The 21759-nt window shown below is 71.4% G+C and carries 22 protein-coding genes; 12 read left to right on the top strand and 10 right to left on the bottom strand.

Features of this window, described 5'->3' with window-relative positions:
- Nucleotides 1–15: 15 nt before the first annotated feature.
- Nucleotides 16–867 carry an XdhC family protein gene (locus VEL82_08575; GenBank protein HXW67910.1) on the bottom strand — a complete coding sequence of 284 codons (852 nt, stop codon included), beginning with the start codon at nt 865–867 and terminating at the stop codon, nt 16–18.
- A gap of 129 nt (nt 868–996) precedes the next feature.
- On the opposite strand from VEL82_08575, the gene VEL82_08580 reads away from it, so the two are divergent.
- Genes VEL82_08580 through VEL82_08595 form a run of 4 tightly spaced genes read left to right on the top strand, consistent with a single transcriptional unit; the run spans nt 997 to nt 5211 of the window.
- Complete coding sequence (locus VEL82_08580) at nt 997–1872, top strand: xanthine dehydrogenase family protein subunit M (protein ID HXW67911.1); 876 nt, start codon at nt 997–999, stop codon at nt 1870–1872.
- Between the two features lie 2 nt (nt 1873–1874).
- On the top strand, nt 1875–2408 hold the full coding sequence (locus VEL82_08585) for a (2Fe-2S)-binding protein (GenBank protein HXW67912.1): 534 nt from the start codon (nt 1875–1877) through the stop codon (nt 2406–2408).
- 2 nt (nt 2409–2410) lie between these two features.
- Nucleotides 2411–4756, top strand: coding sequence for an aerobic carbon-monoxide dehydrogenase large subunit (locus VEL82_08590; protein HXW67913.1), 2346 nt, complete (start codon nt 2411–2413; stop codon nt 4754–4756).
- A gap of 14 nt (nt 4757–4770) precedes the next feature.
- The gene (locus VEL82_08595) at nt 4771–5211 is read left to right on the top strand and encodes a carbon monoxide dehydrogenase subunit G (GenBank protein HXW67914.1); all 441 of its coding nucleotides are present in this window, start codon (nt 4771–4773) and stop codon (nt 5209–5211) included.
- Here the strand turns inward: VEL82_08595 and VEL82_08600 are convergent.
- Nucleotides 5208–6380: a YbaK/EbsC family protein gene (locus VEL82_08600; protein ID HXW67915.1), complete on the bottom strand. Its 1173-nt coding sequence runs from the start codon at nt 6378–6380 to the stop codon at nt 5208–5210. The two genes, VEL82_08595 and VEL82_08600, sit on opposite strands and share 4 nt — an antisense overlap.
- Before the next feature lie 45 nt (nt 6381–6425).
- Nucleotides 6426–8150, bottom strand: a complete 1725-nt coding sequence (locus VEL82_08605) for an NTP transferase domain-containing protein (protein HXW67916.1) — start codon at nt 8148–8150, stop codon at nt 6426–6428.
- Between the two features lie 76 nt (nt 8151–8226).
- Between VEL82_08605 and VEL82_08610 the strand changes: the two genes are divergently transcribed.
- From VEL82_08610 to VEL82_08625, 4 genes are read left to right on the top strand one after another with little or no spacing between them, the layout of a single operon-like run.
- Entirely contained in the window at nt 8227–8832 is a 606-nt protein-coding gene (locus tag VEL82_08610; GenBank protein ID HXW67917.1) for a hypothetical protein, read from the top strand.
- A 48-nt stretch (nt 8833–8880) separates the two neighbouring features.
- Nucleotides 8881–9543 carry an ArsR family transcriptional regulator gene (locus VEL82_08615; GenBank protein HXW67918.1) on the top strand — a complete coding sequence of 221 codons (663 nt, stop codon included), beginning with the start codon at nt 8881–8883 and terminating at the stop codon, nt 9541–9543.
- Nucleotides 9540–10274 carry an SDR family oxidoreductase gene (locus VEL82_08620; GenBank protein ID HXW67919.1) on the top strand — a complete coding sequence of 245 codons (735 nt, stop codon included), beginning with the start codon at nt 9540–9542 and terminating at the stop codon, nt 10272–10274. Before VEL82_08615 ends, VEL82_08620 begins: the two co-directional genes overlap by 4 nt.
- Complete coding sequence (locus VEL82_08625; protein ID HXW67920.1) at nt 10271–11314, top strand: S-adenosylmethionine:tRNA ribosyltransferase-isomerase; 1044 nt, start codon at nt 10271–10273, stop codon at nt 11312–11314. The genes VEL82_08620 and VEL82_08625 overlap by 4 nt, the downstream gene beginning before the upstream one ends.
- A gap of 101 nt (nt 11315–11415) precedes the next feature.
- Here VEL82_08625 and VEL82_08630 read toward each other — a convergent pair whose 3' ends face one another.
- The gene (locus tag VEL82_08630; protein ID HXW67921.1) at nt 11416–12036 is read right to left on the bottom strand and encodes an acetate uptake transporter; all 621 of its coding nucleotides are present in this window, start codon (nt 12034–12036) and stop codon (nt 11416–11418) included.
- A gap of 149 nt (nt 12037–12185) precedes the next feature.
- Between VEL82_08630 and VEL82_08635 the strand changes: the two genes are divergently transcribed.
- Nucleotides 12186–12461 carry a hypothetical protein gene (locus VEL82_08635; GenBank protein ID HXW67922.1) on the top strand — a complete coding sequence of 92 codons (276 nt, stop codon included), beginning with the start codon at nt 12186–12188 and terminating at the stop codon, nt 12459–12461.
- A gap of 16 nt (nt 12462–12477) precedes the next feature.
- Here VEL82_08635 and VEL82_08640 read toward each other — a convergent pair whose 3' ends face one another.
- Complete coding sequence (locus VEL82_08640) at nt 12478–13260, bottom strand: HAD family hydrolase (GenBank protein ID HXW67923.1); 783 nt, start codon at nt 13258–13260, stop codon at nt 12478–12480.
- 29 nt (nt 13261–13289) lie between these two features.
- A complete protein-coding gene (locus tag VEL82_08645) occupies nt 13290–13715 on the bottom strand; it encodes a VOC family protein (protein HXW67924.1) in 426 nt (141 codons plus the stop codon).
- A gap of 64 nt (nt 13716–13779) precedes the next feature.
- Between VEL82_08645 and VEL82_08650 the strand changes: the two genes are divergently transcribed.
- Nucleotides 13780–14784, top strand: a complete 1005-nt coding sequence (locus tag VEL82_08650; protein ID HXW67925.1) for an NAD(P)-dependent oxidoreductase — start codon at nt 13780–13782, stop codon at nt 14782–14784.
- On the opposite strand, the gene VEL82_08655 is transcribed toward VEL82_08650, so the two are convergent.
- Together VEL82_08655 and VEL82_08660 are read right to left on the bottom strand one after the other, a co-directional pair.
- The gene (locus VEL82_08655) at nt 14781–17441 is read right to left on the bottom strand and encodes an ATPase domain-containing protein (protein HXW67926.1); all 2661 of its coding nucleotides are present in this window, start codon (nt 17439–17441) and stop codon (nt 14781–14783) included. The two genes, VEL82_08650 and VEL82_08655, sit on opposite strands and share 4 nt — an antisense overlap.
- Before the next feature lie 31 nt (nt 17442–17472).
- The gene (locus VEL82_08660) at nt 17473–18375 is read right to left on the bottom strand and encodes a class I SAM-dependent methyltransferase (GenBank protein HXW67927.1); all 903 of its coding nucleotides are present in this window, start codon (nt 18373–18375) and stop codon (nt 17473–17475) included.
- 98 nt (nt 18376–18473) lie between these two features.
- Between VEL82_08660 and VEL82_08665 the strand changes: the two genes are divergently transcribed.
- Both VEL82_08665 and VEL82_08670 read left to right on the top strand, forming a co-directional pair.
- Complete coding sequence (locus VEL82_08665) at nt 18474–18617, top strand: hypothetical protein (GenBank protein HXW67928.1); 144 nt, start codon at nt 18474–18476, stop codon at nt 18615–18617.
- A 10-nt stretch (nt 18618–18627) separates the two neighbouring features.
- On the top strand, nt 18628–19365 hold the full coding sequence (locus VEL82_08670; protein HXW67929.1) for a DUF998 domain-containing protein: 738 nt from the start codon (nt 18628–18630) through the stop codon (nt 19363–19365).
- Here VEL82_08670 and VEL82_08675 read toward each other — a convergent pair.
- Entirely contained in the window at nt 19362–19562 is a 201-nt protein-coding gene (locus VEL82_08675; GenBank protein ID HXW67930.1) for a hypothetical protein, read from the bottom strand. The genes VEL82_08670 and VEL82_08675 overlap by 4 nt on opposite strands.
- 10 nt (nt 19563–19572) lie before the next feature.
- Nucleotides 19573–21687 (bottom strand): acetate--CoA ligase, encoded by a 2115-nt coding sequence (gene acs, locus VEL82_08680; GenBank protein ID HXW67931.1) that lies wholly within the window; start codon nt 21685–21687, stop codon nt 19573–19575.
- Nucleotides 21688–21759: the final 72 nt, after the last annotated feature.

A 21759-nucleotide genomic window follows, 5' to 3' on the forward strand; every position in this document is an offset into this window, starting at 1 on the left:
GCGTCCCGGCGCGGGTCAGGCGCCGTCCGTCCGGTCCGTGGACGGGCGACGCCCCGTCGCCTTGTCGTAGTGGGTCTGGATGACCTCCGCGAGGATGGCCACCCCGAGCTCCTCGGGCGTCTTCGCGCCGATGTCGAGCCCGATCGGCGCGTGCAGGGCCCGAACGAACTCGGGAGGAACACCGCGCCGGACCAGCTCCTCGGTGTCCTGGCGCAGCCGGTGTCGGCTCGCGAGCAGCCCGACGAACCGCAGCGGAACGTGCGAGAGCGACTCGAGGACGGCGACGTCCCGCTCGCCCTTGGTGAGGACGATCACCGAGTCCAGAGCGCCGAGGCCCAGGCGGTGGACGTCCACGGTCGACTCCCGCAGCAGCTCGTGCGGCGCCTCGCTGAGCGACGGGTTCGGATCGATCACGATCACTTCGAAGCCGAGCCGCATGCCGAGATGCACCAGCGCCTCCTCGACGTCGTCGCGACCGCCCTGGCCCACGATCACCAGCCGGCGGCTCGGCAGCATCGGCTCGATGTAGAGCTCGAGCGTCCCGCCGCAGTTCGTCTGGACCCAGATCTCATTGGGATCGGTCCCGCGCGCGGTGCCGGCGAGCGACGCCTCCGTGTCCACGAGGTGCACCCGCAGGACGCGTGGCTCGCCGAGCTCGAGGGCCTCGAGCGCGCCCGCGACGACGGGTCCTTCCGGACAGCCGCCCCCGAGCGTCCCCGCGACGATCGCTCCGCTCGGAGCGATCAGGATCTTGAACCCGGGCTTCGCGAGCGTCGAGCCTTCGGTTCGAGTGACGGTCGCGATCGCGAACGGCTCGCGTCGCTCCACGAGCTGGCCGACGTGGCGCGCGAACTGCGCGGGCTGCATCCGGGCGTCGGACCGCCGACGCGTATCTACCGTTTCGGGTGTCCGACCGGCGGCGCGGCGCCGGCGTCTGAGAAGGGTTCATAACTCTCCGACCCCTCGCCGACGCGCGGCGTGTCGCCGCCCTGAACCATGTATCCACCGAGCTTCGACTACTACGCGCCGACCAGCCTGGAGGAAGCGATTCGGCTGCTCGACCAGCACCAGGGAGAAGCCAAGGTGCTCGCCGGAGGGCAGAGCCTCATCGGCATGATGAAGCTCCGCCTGGCGCAACCCGGGGCGCTGATCGACATCAATCGCGTGCCCAACCTTGCCTACGTGCGGGAGGACGGAGCGTTCCTGCGGATCGGGGCGCTCACCCGGATCAACGAGCTCCACGCGAGCGACGTCGTCCGGGCCCGCTACGGCGCGCTGTTCGATGCCTCGGGGGAGATCGCCGACCCCACGGTCCGCAACTGGGGGACGGTCGGCGGCAACGCCTCGCACGGCGACCCGGGCAACGATCTCCCGGCGTGCCTGATGGCGCTGGACGCGCAGTACCAGGTCCAGGGACCGAAGGGCTCGCGCGCGATACCGGCCCGGCAATTCTACCAGGACTCCTTTGTCACCGCGCTCCAGCCGAACGAGGTGCTCACCGAGGTAAGCGTGCCGAAGGCCGGCGCCGGCTCGGGCAGCGCCTACTCGAAGATGGAACGCAAGGTCGGCGACTTCGCGACCGCCGCGGTCGCGGTGAGCCTCCGTCTTGGCGCCGACGGCGCGATCGCCAAGGCCGGCATCGGCCTCACCAACGTGGGGCCCACGGCGATCTACGCCGCGGCGGCCGCGGACGCGCTCGCCGGAAAAAGCGGCAACGCCGCGGAGGTCGAACGCGCCGCCGGTCTCGCGGCCGACGCGGCCCGGCCGATCGGCGACAACCGGGGTCCGGTCGACTTCAAGAAGGACATGGTCCGGGTCTGGACCCGTCGCACGGTCGCGAGCGCGATCGCCCGGGCCAAGGGAGGGCACTGACGATGGCGATCGACGTCGAGGAGGTCGCGACGGCCGGCAGCCCCAACGGGCGGCGGACGGTGCACATCAGCGTCAACGGCGTGGCGCATCGCTCCACGATCGACACCCGCATGCTGCTCGTCAGCTACCTTCGCGAGCGCCTCCGTCTCACCGGCACGCACATCGGCTGCGATACGGCGCACTGCGGCGCCTGCACCGTCCTCGTCGACGGGGTCGCCGCGAAGTCCTGCAACCTGCTCGCGGTGATGGTCGACGGCCGGAGCGTCACGACCGTCGAGGGGCTCGAGACCGGCGGCAAGCTGCACCCGGTGCAGGAGGGGTTCACGAAGGAGCACGGACTGCAGTGCGGCTACTGCACGCCCGGCATGATGCTCGCGAGCGTCGCCCTGCTGTCGAAGAACCCGAATCCGACCGAGGACGAGATCCGCCGGGGCCTGTCGGGCAACCTGTGCCGCTGCACGGGCTACGTCAACATCGTCAAAGCGGTCCAGTACGCGTCGACCCAGCTCCGCGAGGCCCCGAAGGGAGGGACCTGAGCATGGCGGACGCCGCGCCGGTCCCCGGCGGCATCGGCCAGTCGTTGGCCCGCAAGGAAGACGTCCGCTTCATCCGAGGCAAGGGCAACTACGTCGACGACGTGAACCTCCCCGGCATGCTGTTCATGGACCTCGTGCGCAGCCCGTACGCGCACGCGAAGATCACGGCGCTCCGCAAGGAGCCCGCGCTCAAGGTCCCCGGTGTGCTCGCGGTCATCACCGGCGCGGACCTGGCGGCGGCGAAGCTCGCCTGGATGCCGACGCTGATGTCGGACACCCAGATGGTCCTTCCCACCGACACGGTCATGTTCCAGGGTCAGGAGGTCGCTGCGGTCGTTGCCACGGACCGCTACGCGGCGGCCGACGGGGTCGCGGCGGTGGAGGTCGACTACGAGCCGCTGCCGGTCGTTATCGATCCGTTCAAGGCCCTCGAGCCCGGCGCTCCCGTCCTGCGCACGGACAAGGGCAAGAAGGACAACCACATCTGGCACTGGGAGGTCGGCGACCGGGCCGCCACGGAGGCGGCGCTCAAGTCGAGCGCCGTCGTCGCCCGCGAGCGTCTGTACATCCCGCGGATCCACGTCGCGTCGATCGAGACCTGCGGCTGCGTCGCCCAGGTCGACGTCAACGGCAAGCTGACCGTGTGGATGACGACCCAGGCCCCGCACGCCATCCGCACCGTCTTCGCGCTCGTCAGCGGCCTACCCGAGAACAACATCCGCATCATCTCGCCGGACATCGGCGGGGGCTTCGGCGGCAAGGTGCCGGTCTATCCGGGCTACGTGATCGCGGTCGTCGCCGCGCTCACCACGGGCAAGCCGGTGAAGTGGATCGAGGACCGGACCGGTAATCTGACCGCCGACTCGTTCGCGCGCGACTACCACATCGAGGCCGAGGTCGGCGCGACCAAGGACGGGAAGGTCACCGCGCTGCGGGTGAAGACCCTGGCCGACCACGGCTACACCGACGCCGCGGCCAACCCGTCGAAGTTCCCCGCGGGACTCTTCCACATCATCACCGGCTCGTACCCGTTCCAGCACGCGTTCGTCGAGGTCGATGCGGCGTACACGAACAAGCCGCCCGGGGGCATCGCGTACCGCTGCTCGTTCCGTGTCACCGAGGCCGTGTTCGCGATCGAGCGGCTGATGGACAGCCTCGCGCACCAGCTCCAGCTCGACCCGGCCGAGCTGCGCTTGAGGAACTTCATCCCGCCGGAGGCGTTCCCGTTCACGTCGGCGCTCGGCTGGACCTATGACAGCGGCAACTACGCCGGCGCGCTGCGCAAGGCGATGGACATGATCGGCTACGAGGCGCTGCGCAAGGAACAGGCGGCCAAGCGCGCGAAGGGCGAGCTCATGGGCCTCGGGATCTCGAGCTTCACCGAGATCGTCGGCGCGGGCCCTTCCAAGACGTTCGACATCCTCGGCATCAAGATGTTCGACTCGGCCGAGGTCCGGATCCACCCGACCGGCAAGGTGCTCGCCCGGTTCGGCACGAAGTCCCAGGGCCAGGGCCACGAGACCACGTACGCCCAGATCCTGGCCGAGGAGCTCGGCATCCCGGCCGCGGACATCTCGGTCGAGGAGGGCGACACCGACACCGCGCCCTACGGTCTCGGCACCTACGCGAGCCGCAGCACGCCGACGGCGGGCGCCGCCGCGGCGATCGCGGCCCGGAAGATCCGCGAGAAGGCGGCGAAGATCGCCGCCCACCTTCTCGAGGTGTCGCCGAACGACATCGAGTGGAAGGACCACAAGTTCCAGGTCAAGGGCGTCCCCGAGAAGTCCAAGACGATGGCCGATGTCGCGTTCGCGGCCTACACCAACCACCCGCAGGGCATGGAGGCCGGGCTCGAGGCGGTGGACTACTACGACCCGCCGAACATGACCTACCCGTTCGGGAGCTACATCTGCGCGGTCGACGTCGACAAGGAGACCGGCCAGGTGAAGGTCCGGCGCTTCGTCGCGATCGACGACTGCGGCACGATCATCAACCCGATGATCGTCGACGGCCAGATCCACGGCGGGCTGACGATGGGCTTCGCGCCCGCGCTCCTCGAGGAGATCCCGTACGACGCGCAGGGCAACAGCCGGGCGCCGTCGTTCCTGGAGTACCTCCTGCCCACGGCGGTGGAGACGCCGAAGTGGGAGACGGGCAAGACCGTGACGCCGAGCCCCCACCACCCGCTGGGCGCCAAGGGCGTCGGGGAGTCCGCCACCGTCGGGGCACCCGCCGCGATCGTCAACGCGGTCATCGATGCGCTGCAGCCCTACGGGGTGACGAACATCGACATCCCGATCTCGCCGTACAAGGTCTGGCAGGCGATCCACTCGAAGGACCCGAAGTAGGCTCCGACCCGGCGATGCACATCGAGGGCGACTTCCGCGTCCGCGCTCCGCCCGAGAAGGTGTACGCCTTCTTCCTCGATCCGGTCGGGTTCATCGACTGCCTGGACGACCCGCACCAGGTGCACGCGGTCGATACGGACCACTTCGAGGGCACCGTGACGACCGGCGTCGCCTTCATCCGGGGCACCTTCCGCATCCGCGGCACCTACGGGGAGCGGACCCCACCGACCGCCCTCACCGCCCGGATCAACGGCACGGGCCTCGGCAGCGGGATCGACGCTCAGCTCTCGATCGCGATCGCGGCGGCCGAGGGCCAGAGCGCCGTCCACTGGCAGGGCGAGGTCCAGCTGAGCGGGCCGGTGGCCACGATCGGCGAGCGGATGGTGCGCTCGACCGTCGACAAGAAGGCGGACGGACTCTTCGAGAACGCGCGCAAGCGGCTCGAGGGCGCCTAGGCCTCGCCGAGGAGCTCGGCCGCGCTCGCGAGATCGGCCAGGCGTCGGTCGACCGGCCGCTCCGCGGGAAGCGGGCCGTAGCGCGCGACGTACGCGGTCCGGCCGCCGAGGAGGCCGGCGGTCTCGAGGTCGTACTCGTAGCTCGCCGACACGTGGAGCGTGCTCCGGGGATCCGCCCCGGTCGCTCGGAGGAACCGGATCCAGTGGGCCGGCGCCGGCTTGTACGACCGCACCTCCTCCGCCGTGACGGTTCGATCGACCTCGAGATCGTGCCGGGCCAGCGTCGCGGCCAGCAGGTCCCGGTCGATGTTCGACAGGATCGCGACGCGGCGCCCCCGCGCGCGCAGCTCGCGCAGCAGCGGCGCCGCGTCGGCGAACGCGGGCCACTCCGGCACCGAGTCCACGAACTCCGCCGCGGCGCCGGGAGCGATCCGATGCCCGCGCTGCTCGCCGACCCGCCCCACCGTCGCCGCCACGATCTCGCGATACGGACGGTACGCTGCGCCCTCGACGGCCGGCTCGGCCGCAAGGTAGGCTGCGAAGAAGGCGTCGCCGGACTCGGCCGAGTCGACCCACCCGCGGCGGCGGGCCGCCTCGATCAGGCCGGCCCGCCAGTCGATTAGGGTGCCGTAGCAGTCGAAGGTGACCCACCGAGCTCCGGGGGCGGGACCCGGCGGCCGCGCGTCGAGCGGCACCGGGCGCGCCCGGGTGAGCCGGAGCAGCTCGAGGGGTTTCAGCCGGAACACCGCGTGCGGGTGGCCGGCCGCGGCCCAGAGCTCGCTCTCGGCCAGCAGCTCGTAGTCGACGTACGCGGGGATCGACCGGGCGTGGCCGGCGGGCGGGACCCCGCCGATGGCGTAGCCGGTCACGGACCGCACGAACTCCGGGTCGGCCCGCTCCAGTGGAACGCCCACCAACTCGGCCGCACGCGCGGGATCGACCCGGTTCGACCCCGCGACCAGGAACAGGACCGGCGGCCCTTCGGCCCCCGCCCGGAAGACGAGCGACTTGACGATCTGGCGGACCTGGCACCCCACCGCCCGCGCCGCGTCGGCCGCGGTGCGTGTCGACTCCGGCAGTTCCAGGACCCGCCGCGTCAGACCCTGCGCGGCGAGGTGGGCCGCGAACCGGCGAGCGGAAGGTTCGCGCAGCGGCTCGGGCTCGGTCACGGGGAAACGACGGGCGCCCTCGGAGGATCGACGGCCCGCGCTCGGTCAGCCGGAGCGCGGCGCGCGGGCAAGGTAGCGCTTCGGGGCCCGAACGAACTTTCGGCGGCAGCCCTCGGCGCAGAAGTAGTAGGTGGTTCCGAGGTGCTCGGCGCGCAGCGGTGTCGAGGTCTCCACCGTCATGCCGCAGACCGGGTCGACCGCCGCGCCGGGCGCCGGAGCCGCTGGGGCCGGACCGCCCTCCGCAGGGAGGGGCGGAACCGCGGTCCGTCGCACGCGGGTGATCTCGGCCAGCACGCTCAGGGCGATCTCCTCGGGCGTGCTCGCGGCGATGTCGATCCCGGCCGGATTGCGGATCCGGCCGATCTGCGCCTCCGAGATGCCGTCCTCCCGCAGCGCGTCGAACACCGACCGGGCCCGCGTGCGGCTCGCGACGAGCCCCGCGAAGGCGACGGGCGCTCGGGCGATGGGGGCGAGGGCCGACTCGTCGTACTTCCCCATGCTGGCCACGACCGCGTAGGTCGTCGGGGAAAGGTGGGCGGAGAGCGCCTCGAGCCCGCCGACGACCTCGTCGACCTCGGGCAGCTCGGTCGGGTCCGCGCCGGGGGCGACGAGCACCACCCGGAAGCCGAGGACCCCGCCCAGGGTCGCGAGGCTGACCGCGACCGGGGAGTCGCCGACGATCAGGAGTTCGGGCTTGGCGACGTTCGGTTCGATGAAGATCTCCACGGTTCCTCCGCTCTGACAGACCATGTTGCGTTCGACGACGCCCTCGGGGCTTTCGGACCCGCCCGGTTCCACGCCCGGAGCGACCCGGAGCAGGCGAGGGGACTGTGCGGCGATCGTCGCGAGGCACTCCGAGACGAGCAGGTGCTCGGTGCAGGCGCCACCGACCCATCCCGTGTGCGAACCGTCGGCTCGGACGACCGCCTTGTACCCCGGACGCCCCGAGGTGGGGCGGACGACGCGGACCACGGTGGCGAGGGCGAACGGCTGACCCTGGCGGCGCATCTCCGCGGCGATGGCGTCGATGTCCGGTGCCCGGCGCAGGCGGCGGGTGCGGGGGACCGCACCGGAGGTGGTATGGAGCCGTCGGCGCGGCTCGGAAACCCGGTCGAGCAGGTGACGCAGCGGCTCGCCGCCCTTCAGCGCGGCGGCGAGACGGGCGAGCTCGTCCTCGGTGTCCACGTCCACGAGTATCCCGGGGTCGTCCACCGGGACCTCGCGGATCTCCTCGGGATGGCGGGGGAACATCGCGCGACAGCCCACGTCCCCGTCGACACGCTCGAGCTCCGGGGCGAGCCGTAGGTCGAACAGCACCGGGTTGCCGCGGACGCCGTCGTAGGTCGGGATGAAGATCGATCCGTCGCCCGCGCGTGCCCGATCGACGAGGGTCCGGATCGTGTCGGCGGCCACGAACGGCTGGTCGGCGAGCACGATCAGGGCGAGGTCGGAGTCGCTCGCGGCCCGGACCCCCCGCCGCAGCGAACCGCTCATGCCGCGCGTGAACTCCGGATTCTCCACGACGGTGACCTGGCGCGACCGGATCGCCGCTCGGACCTCCGCCCCGCGGTGGCCTACCACGACGACCGTCCGGTCGACGCCAGCCTCCGCGACCGAGGAGAGGGTGCGATCGATCAGTCGGACGCCGCCGATCGAAGCGAGCGGCTTGGAGCGGCCGAACCGCGAGCTCGTGCCCGCGGCCAGGACGACCGCGGTCACCCGGGAGCGGGCCGTCGCGGCCCCGGCGGTTCGCGCGCGCGCCGCGACCATGGTCGACGGAGCGGGGGCGGGACTGTAAGCTCTTCGCGCGAGCGTTATGGCCGCGGCGCGTGTGCGCGGCCCGGCGATGGCCGATCCACCGGGTACGGACGGGATCCCCGCGGACTGGGTGACGCAGCCGGACCAGATGTCGGCTCCCGCCCGCCGGGTCCTGGACCTGTTCGACGGCGAGCGCTTGCTCCGGTGCTGGCGCACCGCGCGCGGGTTCCTCGTGCTCACCGATCTTCGGTGCGTCCACGTGCTGCGTCGACCCGAGATCCTGCGGCGGGGCGAATGGATCGTCGGCCCGGAACTCTTCTTCTACAACTGCCGACCCGCCGGGGTGCTCTTCGGCCGCTTCATCGAGATGGGCGAGAGGTTCGAGGACGTCGGCGCCGAGATCCGGGTCGCGGTGGACGACCCCCCTGCGGTCGCCGAGGCGATCAACGCCGCCCTCGGTCCCGGCGCGAAGGCGTGGCAGGCCCGCCGGGAACGCACGCGTCTCCAGATGGAGGCGCGCAAGCGCCAGCGCGACGCGATCACCGCGGCGGTCGCGGAAGGCAAGGCGCCGCCGGTGCCGATGGTGCCGTGCGACTTCTGCGGGAACCCCGTCCCCGCGTCCGCCCGGCGCTGCCCGTACTGCGGGGCGCCGCGCGGCGGAGCCGTCGCGCGCGGCGGGAGCGCGCTTCCTTAACTTTGTGAACTCATAAGTGTATAAACTGCGGTCGGCTGCGGGTCCTCGATGACGGACCCCGAGGCGGATCCGCTGCCGACCGGATTCTCGTCCGCGAAGCGAGAGATCCTCCTGTTGCTCAAGCAGCGGCCCGGCCTCTCGCTCGAGGACCTCGCCCGCGCCCGAGCGATCTCCAAGGTCGCCGCGCTGCACCACCTGACGGCGCTGGAGGACCAGGGGTTCGTCGAGCGAGCGTACGAGCACCGGCCGATCGGTCGACCGTCGGTGCATTTCCGGCTCAGCGACCGATCCCGCCGTCTGTTCCCGCAGGCCTACTCGCAGATGTCGCTCAGCGCCCTCGGCTTCATCGAGCGCTGGCTGGGTCGGGACGCGGTCGTCCGCATGCTCCAGGAACGCGCTCACGAGGTGGCGGACGAGAACCGCTCGCGGCTGGGGGCGCCGGAGCTGCGCCGGCGGGTGGAGGCGCTCGCGCGCCTGCGCTCGGAGGGCGGTTACATGGCCGAGGTCGGCGGGACGAAGGGCTCGACGACCGAGATGCGCGAGCACAACTGCCCGATCCTCGCCATCGCGGGCGTCTACCCCGAGGCCTGCGAGGTCGAACGCCGCATGTTCGAGTCGATGCTCCGGGCCCGGGTCGACACCTCGCACCGGGTCGTCGCCGGCGATCCGGTCTGCCGCTTCCTGGTTCGCCCCCGCGCGGAGGCCGGATGAGCCCGGAGGAGCCGCGGCCCCTCGCGCTCGTCACCGGGGCGAGCCGCGGGCTCGGCGAGGTCATCGCCCGGACGCTGGCCGGCAAGGGATTCGACCGGATCCTGACGGCTCGGGACGGGGCCGCGCTGGAGCGGGTCGGACGGGCGCTCGCCGTCCACGGCGGTCGGACCGTGGTGCTGCCGGGCGACGTCACCGACGCCCGGCACCGGGCGCGGCTCGTCGCGGAGGTCGCCGGCACCGGCGGCCTCGACCTGCTCGTGAACAACGCGGCGATCCTGGGACCGACCCCGCTGCCGGAGCTCGCGCTCGCGCGCCTCGACGATCTCGAGCGGGTCTACCGGACGAACCTCGTGGCGCCGGTGGCCCTCGTCCAGGCGCTCCTCCCGGCCCTCAAGGCTCGGCACGGCCTCGTCATCAACCTCTCGAGCGACGCCGCGGTCGGGGGATACCCGGGCTGGGGAAACTACGGCGCGAGCAAGGCCGCGCTCGACCTGGCCTCGCTCACGCTCGCGCATGAGCTCGCCACCGCCGGGGTGGCGGTCGTCGCGGTGGATCCGGGAGACATGAAGACCCCCGGTGCGGAGCCGGCGTTCCCGCCGTCGGAGTTCGTCCAGCGACCGCCGCCGGACGTGACCCTTCCGTTCTGGGCCTGGCTGCTCGGCCAGCCGCACGCCGAGATCACCGGGCGCCGCTTCCGGGCACAGGCCGACCATTGGGGGCTTCCCCCGTGACGCCCGCGACCTCGCTCGAGTTCGACCGGCCCCGCACCCTGGAGGCGACCCTCACGCCCGAGGAGCGAGGGATCGGCCGCGACGGGGTGCGACTGTTGGTGACCGACCCGTCCGGGTCCACGCACAGCACGTTCCGCGACCTGCCGGCCCTACTTCGGCCGGGCGACCTGCTGGTGGTCAACGAGAGCGCGACCCTGCCCGCCAGCCTTCCCGCGACGCGCGAGGACGGTCCCCCGTTCCGGCTGAACCTCTCGACCGACTACGGCGACGGGGTCTGGCTGGCCGAGCCCCGCTGGGGGCCGGACCGACCGGGCCCGATCGGTCTACGAGCGGGCGAGGCGGTCGTCGCGGGCGGGGAGACCCTCCGGGCGATCGGGCCGTATCCGTCCGTGGATCGCCTCTGGTTCTTTCAGGCCCGGGGCAGCCTGGCCCGCGCGATGGAGCGGTTCGGCGCCCCGATCCGCTACGGGTACCTCGACCATTCGTACCCGCTCGAGGCGTACCAGACCGTCTTCGGAAGCGTGCCAGGCAGCTCCGAGATGCCGAGCGCCGGACGACCGTTCACGGACCGGCTCCTTCGCGAGCTCGCGCGACGGGAGGTGGGGGTCGCGCGGCTGTGGCTGCACACGGGCGTCTCCAGCCTCGAGGCGGACCCGGGACCCCATCCGGTCCCGCCCGTCTACCCCGAGCCGTTCGAGGTCGGGCCCGCGACCGCGGAGCGGGTCAACGCGACCCGGGAGGCCGGCGGCCGCGTCGTCGCGGTCGGCACGACCGTGGTACGCGCGCTCGAGACCTCTTGCGACGGTCGCCGGGTGCGTCCGGGGCGCGGCTTCAGCCGGAGGGTGCTGGAGGCGAGCGACCGGATCCGCTCGATCGATGGCCTGATCACCGGCCTCCATGACGCCCGTACGTCGCACCTGGCCCTGCTGATCGCGTTCGCGGGGGAGGACCGCGTCCGCGAGTCGTATCGGCAGGCCGTCACGCACGGCTACCTCTGGCACGAGTTCGGCGACAGTCACCTGATCTGGACGGGCAGCTGAGGGCCCGCCACGCGGGCCGGTCCCCCGCGAGCGCGTGGGCCCCTTAGGCAGGGGAGAGAAAAGAGAAGAAGGAAGGGGTTGGCCACGGACTCTAGATACCCTCAGAGTGGCAGTATCTTACGCCCGTAGTTCCAGTTCGTGACGTCCGCCGTCCCGGTCAGCCAGGCGAGGAATCCCGTCAGGATGATCTCGCCGCCGATGATCTGGGCCTCCTGCGTCGTCAGGGGGTGCCCGCCCGCGGCTGCGTAGAACAGCCAGGTGAGCAGCAGGAAGGCGATCGTCAGCGTCAGGAACACCAGGAAGACGCCGATCCCGTGCTTGTAGGCGTTGAGCAAGAACGTCAGGGTCACAAGGAACCACACGAACTGGAAGGCCGCGACCGCGTAGTCGTTCGTGATCGCGCCGTACTGGACGTTGAACCAGTTAAACGCCCACCAGAACATTCCGTATGACGCGAACGCAGAGCCCGCGAACATGTTCCCCTTCCGGAACGCGATGATCCCGGCGAGGAACTGTGCCGTCCCTCCGTAGAACAGGGCCATCGAAAGGACCGGGCCGACCCCGATCCATCCCCCCACGAAGAGCCCGGCCAGGATGGTGGTCATTCCGAACCCGAACAACCCGAGGGTCGCAGGGCTCGCCCACCATTCCGGCTTCTCCTCCACTCTTGGCGGAGCTTCGGTCATCCCATGCGCTGTTTCCATCGTCGCGGTGGCCGGCATGTTAGCGCCTCGCACGCCGTCCCGATATTTAGACCCTATTTTCGTCGGTTCTTACGCGTTACACGGCCAGCGACGGATAACCGACTCCGGAGGCGTCCGGAGCGCGCCCTCCGGCGGAGGTTTAATCCACCGACCGGTCTCGGCGAAACGTGGAAGACCGCAACGAGCTCGCCCGGGTCGTCTTCGGCCACACGCGCGTGATCCTGACGCGAGATCTGTCGGTCATGAACCCCAACCTGGTCGTCGGTTCCCAGGGTCTCGTGATCGGCAAGCTGGCTAACTACACGCTGAAGGTCGCCTTTCCCCAGGTCACGGTCGGTGTCAACTGGAAGGACTGCGACATCGTCGAGGGGAAAACCGGGATGCCCACGCTGGCCGAGCAGCCGCGGGTGATCCCGAAGCCGCGCCAGATGGGTGAAGAATAACCCGGGGCCGGCCGGCTCACTCCGCTGGGAGAATCCGGCCGACGAGCGGTGCCAGGGATCGCAGGTCGTCGAGCTGGAAGTCCGCCGTGCCGCGGTCGAACTCGGGAGCGAAGTTCAGGTCCCGGTATTGCGGAGCGTACTGCTGGAGGCCGGTAAAGAGGACACCGGCCCGCAGCCCGGCGCGTCGGGCGCCCTCGATGTCGGCCCAGCTGTCGCCGACGTGGACCGCCCGGCTCGCCTCGGAGCCGAGCCGCGTCAGCGTGGCCCGGAAGATCTCGGGCGACGGCTTGGCCCAGGCCTCCTCGTCGCTGAACACGTAGCGTTCGATGGCCGCGTCGAAGCCGAGCGGGGCCAGGGCTCGCCGCAGGAACCGGCCCGGCTCGCCGACGGTGTTCGAGATCACCCCGACGGCGTAGCCCTGCGAGCGCAGGCGCTCGATCGCCTCCCGCGCCCCTGGTGCGGCGATGAACCGAGTCGTCGCGACGATGTGTTCGAGCTCGCGCACGTAGGCCTCTGGTCGCGCGAGACGGCCGGTCGCCTCCGCGGCTCGGGCTATCTGCTCGGCGGGCGTGACGCTTCGGCCCTCGTGGGAGGCGACGACCGCCGCCCGAAGCTCCCGGGCGAACGCCTCCCGCAGCTCCCCGGTCGATCGGGACGGCGCGCCCGGGGCGTCCGGGGCGGCCGCGAGCACCCGTGCGGCCGCGTCGAGCTGGCGCTCGAGATACCGGGCCTCCTCCGACACCTCTAGGTGGACCAGCGTGTGCCACAGGTCGAACGTTACCGCGGCGCGGGCGACCATGCCGTCGAGGGGAGGACGCGGCGGGCGGATTAGCGGTGGGGTGCTCGAGGGGAGCTGCGAGGCCGCGCCGGGCGACGGCGCCTCGCCGTCACGGAGGCGAGGAACTCGAGCCGGTTACCGAACGGGTCCCGGACGTAGAATCGGCGCCGACCCGGATACGGCTCGTCCTCCCAGGAGGGGACGCCCGACCGCTCGAGTCGGGCTCGGAGAGCGTCGAGATCCTCCACCTCGAAGGCGGGATGTGCCTTCTCGGCCGGTCGGAACTTTGGATCGACCCCGATGTGCAGCTGCTGCATCCCGAGATCGAGCCAGATCCCGCCCCGGCGAGCGAGACGGTCCGGCTTGGCGACCTCTCGCATCCCGAGCACCCCCACGAAGAACGCCCGCGCCGTCCCCTCCGAGCCCGGAGGAGCGGCCAGCAACACGTGATGGATCGAGAAGCCGCTCCTCCGCACGGCCCGCGCAGCGATCCGCAGCTCAAGAGGTCGGTGCCCGCGACCCCGATCGGCGGATAGCAGGATGAGGGTCGACGCAGTGGGGAGCGACGTGGAGAGCGACCGACCCCGGCTCCTCGTCACGCTCCGCCCTCGCGACGACGTCGGAGCGGCGATCGACCGGGCGCTGCCCGAGGTCGCCTGGGCCTATCTCGATCGGACGGCGCCGGACGCATGGCGGGACGTGGAGGCCGTCCTGGCGGACTCGCTCGGACGCTCCGATGCGATCTTCGACGATCGGTCGACCCCGCGCCTCCGGTTCGTCCAGCGGATCTACACGGGGCTCGACGGCTTCCCGTTCGACCGGTTCGGCCCGGCCGTCGCGATCGCGGGCAACGTCGGGGCGTTCGCGCCGTACGTCGCCGAGCATGCGATCCTGCTCGCGCTGGCGGCCCTGCGGGACCTCCCGCGCTCGATCGAGATGGTCCGAGAAGGCCGCCTCCGCCCGGTCGCAACGCAGCGAACCCTCTACGGCGCCATGGGCCTCGTGCTCGGCTACGGGGAGATCGGCACCGAGATCGGAAGGCGACTCGCGGCCTTCGGTGCCCGCGTCGCGGGATTGAACCGGACCGGCCGCCCCGCTCCGGGCGTCGAGCGGATGTTCTCTTCGGAGCAGCTGTCCGAAGCGTTGTCGGCCGCGGATCTGGTCTTCGACGTTCGGCCCTTGACCCGTCGGACGACCGGCTCGATCGGCCGCGCGGAGCTCGAGCGCATGCGGCCGGACGCCACCCTGGTCGCCGTCGGGCGAGCCGGCACGGTCGACGAGGGGGCGCTCTACGGCCACCTCCAGAGTCATCCGGAGTTCCGGGCCGCGTTCGACGTCTGGTGGAACGAGGACTACCGCGCGGGGACCCTGGGGGCCCGCTTCCCGCTCGCGAGCCTCCCGAACTTCGTCGGAACGCCCCACTGCGCCGGCGCCGTCGCCGGCGCCGAAGGGCGCGCGCTCGACTTCGCGCTCGAGAACCTCGTCCGGTTCTTCCGGGACGGCCGGCCGAGGTTCGTGGTCGATCGCGCGGAATATCCGGACTAGCGGATGCGCTCGAGCGCGAACGACCCGACGATCAGGCCGCGGTTCGACGCGCGACACTCGACCCAGTCGCGGGTCTGCACGTCGCCGAGGCCCTTGACGGCGAGGAACGTCTTGTCGCGGTCCTGCCGGAAGATGATCGCGCCGTCCATGCGGCTGAGCAGGGTCTCGACCTGCGACTCGGAGAGCGCGCCTCCCTCGAGCGTGTAGAGCGCGAGGGCGCTCCTCGGCTTGAGGATCCCGACCACGTTCTGCAGGAACGAGAAGCTCGCCCGCTCGTCGCCGTGCGCGAGCACGGCCGAGAGGCCCAGGAAGCCGACGCGGAAGGCCTGGGCGCCGTCGCCCCCGGCCGACTTCGAGGCCTTGACGAGCGCCGAGAGGATGCCGGCGCGATCGTCCGAGCCCTTGGCGGCGAGGCGGTGGCCGTTCGCCGGCCCGCCCGGCGCGGCGCCCGAGGCGTCGACCCACGTGACCATGCCCATCTGCTCGTACTCCCGGAACTGCGGCAGGACCTGGCCCAGGCTCTCGGTGACCTCGGCCGGCGGACGGGCCGCCGTCACGAGGATCACCGGCTCGCCGCGCTTCAGCCCCTCGGCGAGGAACCCGTAGACGACCACCTCCTTGCCGACGAACGCGTCGCCGACGAGCACGACGTGGGAGCGCGGCGGGAGACCGCCGAGCAGGAGGTCGTCGAGTCGGGGCGTGCCGGTCGGCAGCCGGTCCGCGAGCCGTCGCCCCGTGGGGGGCCGCAGCGTCTCGGCCGGGGCGACGGCCTCGGCGGCCAGGTCGCGGACGGTGCCCGCCCCCTCCCGCGGCACCGCGCGGGCCGCGCCGGCGCCCGCGCCGGCCCCGGCCGCGCGCTCCGCCCCGCGGGCGAGCTCCTGGCGGCGCAGGCCGACCTCGGACGCCTCGGTCGCGAGCGCGCGCTCGCGGGCGTTCACGCGGCTCTCGCGCTGCTCGACCTCGGCGATGGCCGCCTTCAGCCGCGCCTCACGCGCGCTGAGCGTGGACTCCCGGTCCGAGAATCCCTTGCCGAGGCGCTCGAGGTCGGTGGATCGCTGCGCCGCCGTGGCCTCGCTCTTGGCGAGCGCGCTGGATCGCGTCTGGTACTCCTGGGCGGCGTTGTCGTAGCGGCTCCGGCGGTCCTGGGCGTCCTTGAGCGCGTCCGCCGCCTCCGCCTCCTTCTGGCGGAGCGTGGCCTCGCGGGCCGCCAGGTTCGCCTCCTTGGCGGCGGCGGCCTTCTGCGCCGCCTCGACCTGCTTGGCCCGGTCGGAGTTGTCGCGGGCCTTGCGGCCGAGCGCGACGTTCTGCTCGTCGAGGACGGCCTTGAACTGCTGGAGCTTCGCCTCGCGCGAGGCGAGGTCGGTGGCGGTCGCGGCCGGCAGGGCTCCGCCGGCCGCCATCTCGCGGGCGGAGACCTCGCCCTCGCGGCGCAGTAGCTCGTTGGTCTTCTGGTCGAGTTCCTTCTTGCGGGCGTCGAGACGGCTCTCGATGTCCGGGAGGCCGCCCGTGCGCCGGTCGAGCTCCTGCTGGCGCTGGGTGAGCTCGACGTCGCGCTTCGTGAGCTCGCCCTCGCGATCGACGAGTCGCCGCTCCCGCTCGGAGATCTGGGGCTGGACCCGACCGACCTCCTGCTCGCGCAGGTCGAGCGCCTTGTTCCGGTCCTCGACCTGGCGCTCGCGGTTGTCCATGTCCGCCGATTTGGACGCCCATTCCCGCTCCTTGGCGACGACGGCGTCCGAGCGCTTGCGGTAGTCCTCCTCGAGCTGATCGAGCTGGGTGCGCCCCTCGCCGAGGGCGTCGCGCTGGCGCTTGATGGATAGTTCGTCGCTCTCGGCAGCGGCCTCGCGCTTGACGAGCGCGAGCTCGCGGAAGTGCAGCGCCTCCTCCTTCTCCCGGATCTCGTCCGCGATGCGGAACATCTTGGACTGGCCCGAGGTGATCAGCTCGCGCTCGTGGGTCCGCGTTCCCGAGGAGATCAGGTGGAGGAACGAGCCGGACGTCTGGTAGAAGATCGCGCTCAGGAACATGCCGATCGCGAGCACGTCGTCCACGGAGCTCGCCCCGCTCGGCGGGAAGAGCAACAGCAGGCCTGTCGCGAGCGGCAGCAGCGCGGAGATCGCGCTCGCCCACTGGCGGGTCGTCCAGCCGCTCCAGGTGAGCACGAGCGAGACCATCGCGAGCGAGATGCCCGCGAGCGCCGCCGGAAATATCCACGGCCACAGCGGGAGCCCGGCGAACTTCGAATAGCCGGCGAAGTGCGCGAGCGCGGCGACGAGGATCAGGACGTTGACGGCGAGGGCGCCCACGCTCGTCGAGAAATGTGCCTCCCAGGGCCACAGCGCGTACTCCTCCCACTTGGAGGCAAGTCCCACCGCGGCGAGGGCGACGCCCGCCACGATCGGGAGCAGCACGTAGAACGAGACCGACCAGGCGCCCGGCGGCAGCGAGCCCAGGTGGGGCTGGAAGTAGAGCAGCAGGATGCCGTCGAGGCCGAGCAGCGCCGACACCACGATCGCGTAGACGTGGGCCGACCGGCCGATCCGCAGCTGGAGCAGCGCATCGTCCTTGGCACGCTCCAGGTCCTCCGGCCCCGGCACCGTGACCGAACGGGTCGCGCCGGCCGGTGCCTTCTTCGCCGGGGTCTGCTCCTTCGCCACGGCGCCCCCCCTCGAAGATGGGTCGGCCGTGTTACATTAGACTTCGCTTGAGCGTCTCGCGGGGACCTCGCTCGAACGCGAGCAGGACCGCCGCGGCCCGGGGCCACCGCTCGGGGTCGCGACCGAGCGCTTGCTCGAGTTCGAGCAGGCGCGACCAGGCCGTGCGATCGCCCGCCGCCCTCGCCACGCGCTCGGGTTCGCCTCCGAGTCCGGGCGCGACCGCGAGCGCCTCGCGCCGGACGAAGCCGGCGGCGGCGACCTCGCGCTCGACGCTCGCGACGTCGAGGCGATCGAACGTGCGCGGCGTGGCGCGCCGCGCCGGGAGGGCGACGAAGCCCTCGCGGGCGACCCGGGAGAGGATCACGGCGAGCGGGGAGCGCAGGAGTCGGGCGACCGCACCCGGCGGCAATCGATGCAGATACCGGCTCCGCTCTCCCGGACCCGGCGCGACCTCGAGGATAAGCGTTCCGCCCGGCCCGACCAGCTCGGCGAGTCGACGGAGCGCGCGTCGGCTGTCCGGGCCGGCGAACCCGAGGAGGTTCCCCATCGCGCCGACGGTGCCGAACCCGCCGGGAGCGAACGGCGGGTCGACGGCGTCGCCCCGCACCCGCTGGGGAACGGCCGGCGCTCCCACGCCGTTGGGCCAATGCAGCCGAAGCTCCTCCAGAACCGATCGACCGATGTCGAGCGCAACCCGGTCGCGAGCGTCCGGGGGTCCGAGCCGGGCGGTGAAGCGACCGGGTCCCGCACCGGCGTCCAGCACCCACGGCCCCCGGCCGGGGTGGCGGGAGAGGAAGTCCTCGCGCAGCACCCGGAACAGCTCGCGCTGCGGTGTGCCTTCGAGGCGCTGCCACTCGCGGGCGGCCCGGTAGGCGTCGTTGTCCCGGAAGCGCTCGCGGGAGGAGCCGCTGCCGCCCTCCTCACGGTGGCGCACGCGCGCCCACCGGCGCGCCGGGATAAGGGCTCGCGCGGTCCGTGCGGTCCACCGCGGCCCTTTATAAGGGACCGAGCTACCAGTTCCGGAGCACTACCATGCCATACTACGAGTGTCCGAAATGCGGCGGCGGCTACGTGATCGACGTGCCCCCGAGCGCGCGGCCCGTCTGCGACCGCGACGGCGCGCGCCTGAAGCGAGCGAGCGACGCCTCCTACGAGCGCAACGCTCGGCAGGACTGAGGCGCGGGGCGTGGGCGGCGACCCCGGGGCCCCTTCGGCGCCGTCGGAGCGCTACGGACCGCTCGTTCACCGCTCCGTGCGGCACGGGGCGATCCTGTACATCGTGGGGGTTATCGAGTTCATTGTCGGGATGGTCGTCACCCAGCTCGGCTACTCCGGGACGACCTACAGCCTGACGCGCAACTACATCAGCGACCTCGGGGCCTACTACTGCGGCGTCTACCACGCGAGCGTCTACCCGCCGAACGGGATCTACGTCTGCTCGCCGCTCCACGAGGTGTTCAACGTCTCGATCATCCTGATGGGGCTCCTCCTGGTCGTCGGAACCCTCCTGATCCGGACCGGTTTTCCCGCGCGGGCCACGCGCTCGATCGGGCTCGGCCTGCTCGTCATCGCCGGTATCGGCGCGATCGGGGTCGGGCTCGCGCCAGAGGACTACAACACGACGGTACACGTGATCTCGGCTGGGATCGCCTTCCTCCTCGGCAACCTGGCGCTGATCGTCCTCGCCCTCGCGATGTTCCGGGACACGCGCTGGGACGGCTACCGCGCCTACACGCTCCTCAGCGGGGTCGTCGGGCTGATCGCCTTCGGTCTGTTCTATGCCGGCATCTGGGGACCGCTCGGCGTCGGCGGCATGGAGCGACTGATCGTCGCCCCGCTCCTGCTCTGGGCGCTGCTCGCCGGCATCCACCTCGCCCGCATCCCCACGTTCGCCCCCGCGACGATGCGGGGGGCGCGGACCTAACGGGCTCCGGCCGGACCGGAACGCGCGATCGCCGGGTCGTCGAGCTCGAATTCGGCACCGCAGACGGTGCAGGTCACGGTGCAGTGGACGTCGCCGCTCACCGGAGGACCGAGCCGACCGCCGCAGTCCGGGCAGCGCTCGCGGTAGGCGGTCGAGGGGGCGGGAAGGGGTTCGCCCGGGCGATCGTCCGAGCGCATCGAGCCCGGGCTAGACGTCCTTGCCGAACTCCTTGATGTCGGCCGGGCCCTCCTTCTTCTGGACCGGCCCGGCGCCCTGGACCTGGACGCGGATCTGCTCGACGACCTCGGGGTTCGCGAGCGTCGTGATGTCGCCGTAGTCCATGTGGTTGGAGATCGAGGCGAGCACGCGGCGCATGATCTTCCCCGACCGGGTCTTCGGCATGTCCGGCACGATCCGCACGGTCTTCGGTCGGGCGATCTTCCCGATGACGGTCTCGATCGCGTGGCTGACCTTGTCGGCGATCGCCTGGTCGGCCTTCACGCCCGGCTTGAGCGCGACGTACACCTCGGGGACGCGACCCCGCTCGGCATCCACGATCGGCACCACCGCGGCCTCGGCGACCTCGGGGACCGTCAGGCACGCCGACTCGATCTCCTTCGTCCCGAGTCGGTGGCCGGCGACGTTGATCACGTCGTCGACGCGCCCGAGGATGCGGATGTAGCCGTCCGGCGCCCACATCGCGCCGTCGCCGGCGAAGTAGGGCCAGTCGTGCCAGTCGGTGCTCGACTTGTTCCTGTTGTACTTGGCGTAGTAGGTCTTCACGAAGCGGTCCGGGTCGCCCCAGATCGTCTGGAAGATCCCGGGCCACGGGTTGCGGATGCAGATGTTCCCGGCCTTGCCCGCGCCCATCGGGATCTCGCGCGCCTGCTCGTCGTAGATGATCGGGTAGATCCCGGGCATTGGCGGCCCCGCGCTGCCCGGCTTCATGGCATCGATGCCCGGCTTCGTGGTGCAGAGGAACCCGCCGGTCTCGGTCTGCCACCAGGTGTCGGTGATCGCGGCCTCGCCGCGGCCGACGACCTCGTAGTACCACTTCCAGGCTTCCGGTTCGATCGGCTCGCCGACCGTGGTCATGCACTTGAAGCTGTGGCGGTATTTCTTCGGCTCGTCCGGACCGAGCTTGCGCAGCGACCGGATCGCGGTCGGGCTCGTGTGGAAGATGGTGACGCCGAGCCGCTCGGCGATCCGCCACGGCCGCCCCGCGTCCGGGAACGTCGGGACGCCCTCGTACATCACGGTCGTCGCCGCGTTCGCGAGCGGCCCGTAGACGATGTAGGAGTGGCCGGTGATCCAGCCGATGTCGGCCATGCACCAGTAGACGTCCGTCGTGTGGATGTCCTGGATGTACCGCGACGTGCCCGTGACGTAGGCGAGGTAGCCGCCGGTCGAGTGCTGGCAGCCCTTGGGCTTGCCGGTCGACCCGCTCGTGTACATGAGGAACAGCGGGTCCTCCGCGGGGATCGAGACCGGCTCGACGCGCTGGCCCCGGTACTGCTTGAGGACCTCGTCGACGTAGAAGTCGCGGCCCTCGACCAGGGGGGTCGGCGAGGCGGCCTTGTCGCGCAGGCGCTTCCAGACCAGGACCTTCTCGACCTTGGTACCGTCCTCGGCCGCCTTCTTGCACGCGATGTCGGCGTTCACCTTGTGGTCGAGCAGCTTGCCGCTGCGGTAGTAGCCGTCCATGGAGATCAGGACGCGGCTGCCGCTGTCGACGATCCGCGTCCCGCACGCCTCGCCGCTGAAGCCGCCGAAGACGACCGAGTGGATCACGCCGAGCCGGGCGCAGGCGAGCATCGTGATCGGCAGCTCCGGCACCATCGGCATGTGGATGGTGACCCGGTCGCCTTTCTTGAGGCCGCAGAAGTCGCGCAGGAGCGCGGCCATCTCGTTGACGCGATTGTACAGCTCCTGGTATGTCACGACCACCGTCGGCTCGTCCTCGGGCTCGGGCACCCAGACGATCGCCGACTTGTTGCGGTACTTCTCGAGATGGCGGTCGACGCAGTTGTAGCTCGCGTTCAGCTTGCCGCCGACGAACCACTTCCAGAACGGCGCCTTGCTCGTGTCAAGCGTCGTGTGCCAGTAGCGATCCCAGCTCAGGAGGTCCGCGAACTCTCGCCAGCACTCCGGGAAGTGCTTCTCGCTGAACCGCTCGACGACCCCCGGGTCGGTCCAGTTCGCCTGACCGACGAACTTGGGACTCGGATAGTAGAGCGCTTCCTCCTTCCAGTGAACCGCGATCTCGGCCTCGGACAGGCGGGACTCGTCGTCTTTCGACACCTGGCTTCGAGCTTCTGCCATGCGGGGGGGCACCTCGTGCGCGCCCGGAATCGGGCGGGGGTTATACGGGTTACTCTTTCGCATGCCATGACG

It is taken from the genome of Thermoplasmata archaeon (assembly GCA_035622275.1).
GTDB lineage: Archaea > Thermoplasmatota > Thermoplasmata > Lutacidiplasmatales > UBA184 > Lutacidiplasma.

Coding starts and splice junctions, on each gene's coding strand:
- acs (HXW67931.1), bottom strand. CDS start 21,687: ATGGCAGAAGCTCGAAGCCAGGTGTCGAAAGACGACGAGTCCCGCCTG.
- VEL82_08580 (HXW67911.1), top strand. CDS start 997: ATGTATCCACCGAGCTTCGACTACTACGCGCCGACCAGCCTGGAGGAA.
- VEL82_08575 (HXW67910.1), bottom strand. CDS start 867: ATGCAGCCCGCGCAGTTCGCGCGCCACGTCGGCCAGCTCGTGGAGCGA.
- VEL82_08605 (HXW67916.1), bottom strand. CDS start 8,150: ATGGTCGCGGCGCGCGCGCGAACCGCCGGGGCCGCGACGGCCCGCTCC.
- VEL82_08585 (HXW67912.1), top strand. CDS start 1,875: ATGGCGATCGACGTCGAGGAGGTCGCGACGGCCGGCAGCCCCAACGGG.
- VEL82_08590 (HXW67913.1), top strand. CDS start 2,411: ATGGCGGACGCCGCGCCGGTCCCCGGCGGCATCGGCCAGTCGTTGGCC.
- VEL82_08620 (HXW67919.1), top strand. CDS start 9,540: ATGAGCCCGGAGGAGCCGCGGCCCCTCGCGCTCGTCACCGGGGCGAGC.
- VEL82_08615 (HXW67918.1), top strand. CDS start 8,881: ATGACGGACCCCGAGGCGGATCCGCTGCCGACCGGATTCTCGTCCGCG.
- VEL82_08595 (HXW67914.1), top strand. CDS start 4,771: ATGCACATCGAGGGCGACTTCCGCGTCCGCGCTCCGCCCGAGAAGGTG.
- VEL82_08640 (HXW67923.1), bottom strand. CDS start 13,260: ATGGTCGCCCGCGCCGCGGTAACGTTCGACCTGTGGCACACGCTGGTC.
- VEL82_08610 (HXW67917.1), top strand. CDS start 8,227: ATGGCCGATCCACCGGGTACGGACGGGATCCCCGCGGACTGGGTGACG.
- VEL82_08650 (HXW67925.1), top strand. CDS start 13,780: ATGAGGGTCGACGCAGTGGGGAGCGACGTGGAGAGCGACCGACCCCGG.
- VEL82_08675 (HXW67930.1), bottom strand. CDS start 19,562: ATGCGCTCGGACGATCGCCCGGGCGAACCCCTTCCCGCCCCCTCGACC.
- VEL82_08665 (HXW67928.1), top strand. CDS start 18,474: ATGCCATACTACGAGTGTCCGAAATGCGGCGGCGGCTACGTGATCGAC.
- VEL82_08630 (HXW67921.1), bottom strand. CDS start 12,036: ATGCCGGCCACCGCGACGATGGAAACAGCGCATGGGATGACCGAAGCT.